Origin of the sequence: Kitasatospora sp. MBT63, assembly GCF_000710465.2 — a bacterium.
Classification (GTDB): domain Bacteria; phylum Actinomycetota; class Actinomycetes; order Streptomycetales; family Streptomycetaceae; genus Kitasatospora.
In genome coordinates this window covers 26,823-30,999 of record NZ_JAIZ01000776.1, presented here as the reverse complement: position 1 = coordinate 30,999, position 4,177 = coordinate 26,823, and the positions used below count along the sequence as shown (strand labels likewise).

The 4,177-nt window shown below is 75.1% G+C and carries 4 protein-coding genes; 2 read left to right on the top strand and 2 right to left on the bottom strand.

What is annotated here, in order from left to right; translation table 11 throughout:
- Positions 1-134: 134 nt before the first annotated feature.
- Entirely contained in the window at positions 135-1,316 is a 1,182-nt protein-coding gene (locus AA75_RS40280; protein WP_082527198.1) for a GDSL-type esterase/lipase family protein, read from the bottom strand.
- Positions 1,317-1,466: 150 nt separating this feature from the next.
- Complete coding sequence (locus AA75_RS40275; RefSeq protein ID WP_033825446.1) at positions 1,467-2,819, bottom strand: aminotransferase class I/II-fold pyridoxal phosphate-dependent enzyme; 1,353 nt, start codon at positions 2,817-2,819, stop codon at positions 1,467-1,469.
- 34 nt (positions 2,820-2,853) lie between these two features.
- Between AA75_RS40275 and AA75_RS40270 the strand changes: the two genes are divergently transcribed.
- A complete protein-coding gene (locus tag AA75_RS40270) occupies positions 2,854-3,522 on the top strand; it encodes a pyridoxamine 5'-phosphate oxidase family protein (RefSeq protein ID WP_033825445.1) in 669 nt (222 codons plus the stop codon).
- A complete protein-coding gene (locus AA75_RS40265; RefSeq protein ID WP_033825444.1) occupies positions 3,522-4,160 on the top strand; it encodes an FMN-binding negative transcriptional regulator in 639 nt (212 codons plus the stop codon). The genes AA75_RS40270 and AA75_RS40265 overlap by 1 nt, the downstream gene beginning before the upstream one ends.
- Positions 4,161-4,177 lie beyond the last annotated feature (17 nt).

Here is a 4,177-nt window from a genome sequence, read left to right as displayed (position 1 = left end):
CCCGACCACTGTCAACAACGCTCGTGATCAATACAGCTAGCCACCGGCGCAGCAGTCCGGCGCCGCCGTCCCGGGTGGGACGGCGGCGCCGGTTCGCGTCCGTGCCCGGCGGGCCGGGTCGGCCGCGGGGTCGGTCAGCGGGCGGCCAGGTACACCCCGGTGGTGTCCTTGCCCGCCGTGTTGCGGCAGGACCAGTTGCCGGTCGGCTGCGCGTTGAGCAGCGTCAGGCAGCGGCCGAGCGCGAGCTGGGCGTAGTAGTTCGGGTGGAACGACTCCTGCAGGGTGCCCTGCGTGGAGGTGCCCATGTCGAGCCAGCGGGCCCACTCGCTGGTGGTCGCCGAGGGCGCGCTGGAGGAGGTCGCCAGCTTGGTGGCCTTGGAGCAGACCTCGCGGCCCTGCAGCAGGTCGCGCAGGTCGAGGAACTGCACGCCCTTGGCGGCGGCCACGGCGGCGATCCCGTTGGAGATCTGCGGGACGAGGCTGTCGCGCGCCCAGTCCGCGTCCTGGTTCCAGAACGGACAGCCGCCGGTGTTGGCCCGGGTCCAGCCGCTCTCCGGGTAGCGGTTCTCGCTGCTGCGCGGGATCGGCGACGGGTAGGACTGCAGCACGATCCGGTAGCTGCCGTTGGCGTAGCCTGCCGCGGACATCACGGCCCGGATCTCGTCGACCGACTTGGAGACGCCGGCCATCGCCGCGTCCATCTGCGAGTCGACCGCGGCCTGCTGATCGTCGTGGCAGTAGGAGTACCAGACCAGGTAGTCCTGCACGCAGCTGGAGATCACGTCGGCGAAGCCCAGGTCGTTGCCGCCGATCGAGAGGGTGATCAGCTTGACGTTGTACTGCCGGGCCACGGTGGCCAGTTGGTCGGCCTGCGGGGCCTCGCCCTTGAAGGACTGGCCGCCGTTGGAGGCCCGGAAGACGTTGGAGCTGACGGCGCCCGAGCAGGCCAGGTTGATCTGGGCCTGGCTGATGGTGCCGGCGCTGCGGATCTCGGCCACGTCCGAGCGGTCGCACCCGCTCGCGTAGGTGCTGCCGTAGACCCGGGAGGGGTCGTAGCCGCTGCCGGTGTAGGCGCGGTCGGTGCCGCTGCGGCTGCCGCTGGTGGTCAGGCTGTTGCCCTGCCAGCGTCCGGCCTCGCCGGAGATGTAGCTGTCCCCCATCGAGACGGTGGCGGTGGTGGTACCGGCCGTCTCGGCCGCCCCGGCGGGGGCGGCCAGCGCGGTCAGGCCGGGCAGGGCGAGCGCTGCTGCGGCGAGCAGCGCGAGGATGCGCGGGGTGCGCGGGGTGCGTGGGGTTGTGCGTCGGCTCTTGGGCACGGCGAAACTCCTGCGGACGGCCTCGCGAAGGTGGGGTCGCGAGGCACGGGTGAGGGTGGGCCGCCGGCCGGTGGCGCGATGAATGTGACATGCCCGCGCTTGTTACCGCTAGGTATCCGACAGAGGTATTTCGCTGAGTTACCGGTCGGTTCAGATCAGTCGCGAGCCGTCGCCGCGGCCGCCGAGGATCCCCGCGAGATCGTCCGCGAGGGCGGTCGCCTCGGCCGCGGTCAGGGTCGAGACGGTGAGCCGGATGCCGGGCGGGGACTGCTGCCGGTAGCGGGCGCCCGGCGAGGGCACCCAGCCCCGCTGCACCAGGGCCGCGGTCACCCCGGACTCGTCCGGGACCGGCACCCACACGTTCAGGCCGCTCTCCCCGTGCGCGGCGATGCCGCGGGCGGCGAGCGCGGCCAGCAGCCCCTCCCGGCGCTCGCGGTACGCGGCGGCGACCTCCCCGGGCGGCGCGGCGCCGGTGCGCCACAGCTCGGCGACCGTCCGCTGGAGCAGCAGGCTGACCCAGCCGGTGTCGAGCCGCTGGCGGCCGAGCACCCGGTCCACGGTGTCCCGGTCACCGAGTACCACCGACAGCCGCAGGTCGGGGGCGAGCGCCTTGGCGGCCGAGCGGACCAGCGCCCAGTGCCGGACCGCGGCGCCGCCGCCGTCCGCCGCGACCAGCGACTCGAACGGCTGGTGGACCATGCCGTGGCCGTGGTCGTCCTCGATCACCAGCACCTCCGGGTGGGCCGCCAGTACCGGGCGCAGCCGCGCGGCCCGGGCCGCGCCGAGCGCGGCGCCGGTCGGGTTCTGGGCCCGGCTGGTGACGATCAGTGCGCGGGCGCCGGCGGCCAGCGCCGCGCCGACCTCACCGGGCAGCGGCCCCTGGTCGTCCAGGCCGACCGGTACGGTCCGCAGCCCGAGCGCGGGCAGCAGGTCGAGCAGGCTGCCCCAGCCCGGGTCCTCGACCGCGACCAGGTCGCCGGGGCGCAACCGGGCGGCCAGCACCCGGCCGATCGCGTCGAGCGAGCCGGAGCAGACCGCGAGCGCGCCCTCGGGGGCGCCGTCGGCGCGGTACGCGGCGGCGGCCAGCTCCAGCAGGCCGGGGTCGGCCACCGGGTCGCCGTACATCACCGGACGGTCGGCGGCCGCGGTCGCGGCGACGGCCAGCGCCGGGCCGAGGTCGGGCAGCAGCGCCGGGTCCGGGTTGCCGCTGGAGAGGTCCCGGGCGCCGGGCGGGACCGGGATCCGGACCTGGTCGCGGGGGGCGGTGACGGGCCGGGGCCGGATCCGGCTGCCCTTGCGGCCGGCCGTCTCGATGACGCCCCGGTCGCGCAGCAGCCGGTAGGCGGCGGCGACGGTGTTGGGGTTGACGCCGAGTTCGCCGGCGAGGTCGCGCAGCGCGGGCAGGGGCGCGCCGGGCGCCAGCGCGCCGGCACCGACCGCGCGCTCAACGTCGGCGGCGATCTCGGTGGCGCGCCGACCCTTGATCCGATAATCTCCTAGCACAAACACAAGTATGCACTAGTACATAGAGGTTGTCATGTCGGACACGGCGTACGCCCGGACCCCTCGCACCACCCCCACCCGCTACAAGGACCGCGCCACCTGGGAGAAGGAGGCGATCCAGCAGATCCTCGACAGCTCCTGGGTCTGCCACCTCGGCTTCGTCGCGCCGGACGGCGCCCCGGTGGTGCTGCCCACCATCTACGCCCGGGTCGGCGACCGGCTGTACGTCCACGGCTCGACCGGCAGCCGCCCGCTGCGCGCCGCCGGGGACGACCAGGGCCTGCGGGTCTGCGTCACGGTGACGCTGGTGGACGCCCTGGTGCTGACCAAGTCGGCGTTCAACCACTCCGTCAACTTCCGCTCGGTGGTGGCCCACGGCACCGCGTACCAGGTCACGGACCCCGAGGAGCTGGCCCTCGCGCTGGACGCGCTGGTCGACCACGCCGTGCCCGGCCGCTCCGGCGAGGTCCGCCCGGCCAACGCCAAGGAGCTGGCCGCCACCGCCGTGGTCCGGCTCGACCTGGACGAGGTCTCCGCCAAGACCCGGGCCGACGACGCGGACGACGACGCCGCCGACCTCGGCCTGCCGCACTGGTCCGGCCTGATCCCCGTCACCACGGTGTACGGCGCCCCCGAGCCGCACCCCTCCAGCCCCGGCCCGCTCCCCGCCCACCTGCGCGGGTTCGGCCACGGCGGCGCCTGATGCTGATCCGCTCCTGGGACCGCGGCGACGAGGACGAGTGGCGCGCCTGGCTGGCGGCCGGGCGGGACTTCGGGTTGCTGGCGGCCAACGGCCCGGCCGGCGCCGGCCCCGTCCTGGTCCCCACCCACTTCCTGCTGGACGCCGACCGGGGCGAGATCCTGCTCCACCTCGCCACGCCCAACCCGCTGTGGGCGGCCGTCCGGGCCGACCCGCACGTCACCCTGGCGGTGACCGACGACTACGTCTTCGCCCCCGGCCACTGGCGCGGCGAGCCTGGCACCCCGACCAGCTACTACGCCTCAGTGCAGTTCCACTGCACCGCGGAGCCGGTCGAGGACGCGGCGGGCAAGGCCGAGATCCTCAACCGCCAGCTGGCGCACTTCCAGCCGGAGACCCCCGAGGTCCGGGTCGAGCCCGGCCGGCCGCCGTTCGGACCGCTGCTGGCGGGCCTGCGCGGGCTGCGGCTGACGGTCCGCGAGGTACGGGCGAAGTTCAAGTACGACGACAAGAAGCCGGTCCCGGTGCAGGCCGCGCTGGCCGACCGGCTGGCCGGGCGCGGCGAGGGCCTGGACGCGGCGGCCCGGGCGCAGCTGCTGCGGCGCAACGCCCGCCGGGCGGGCGGCTGCCCGCAGACCTGACGGACCGCCACCCCCCG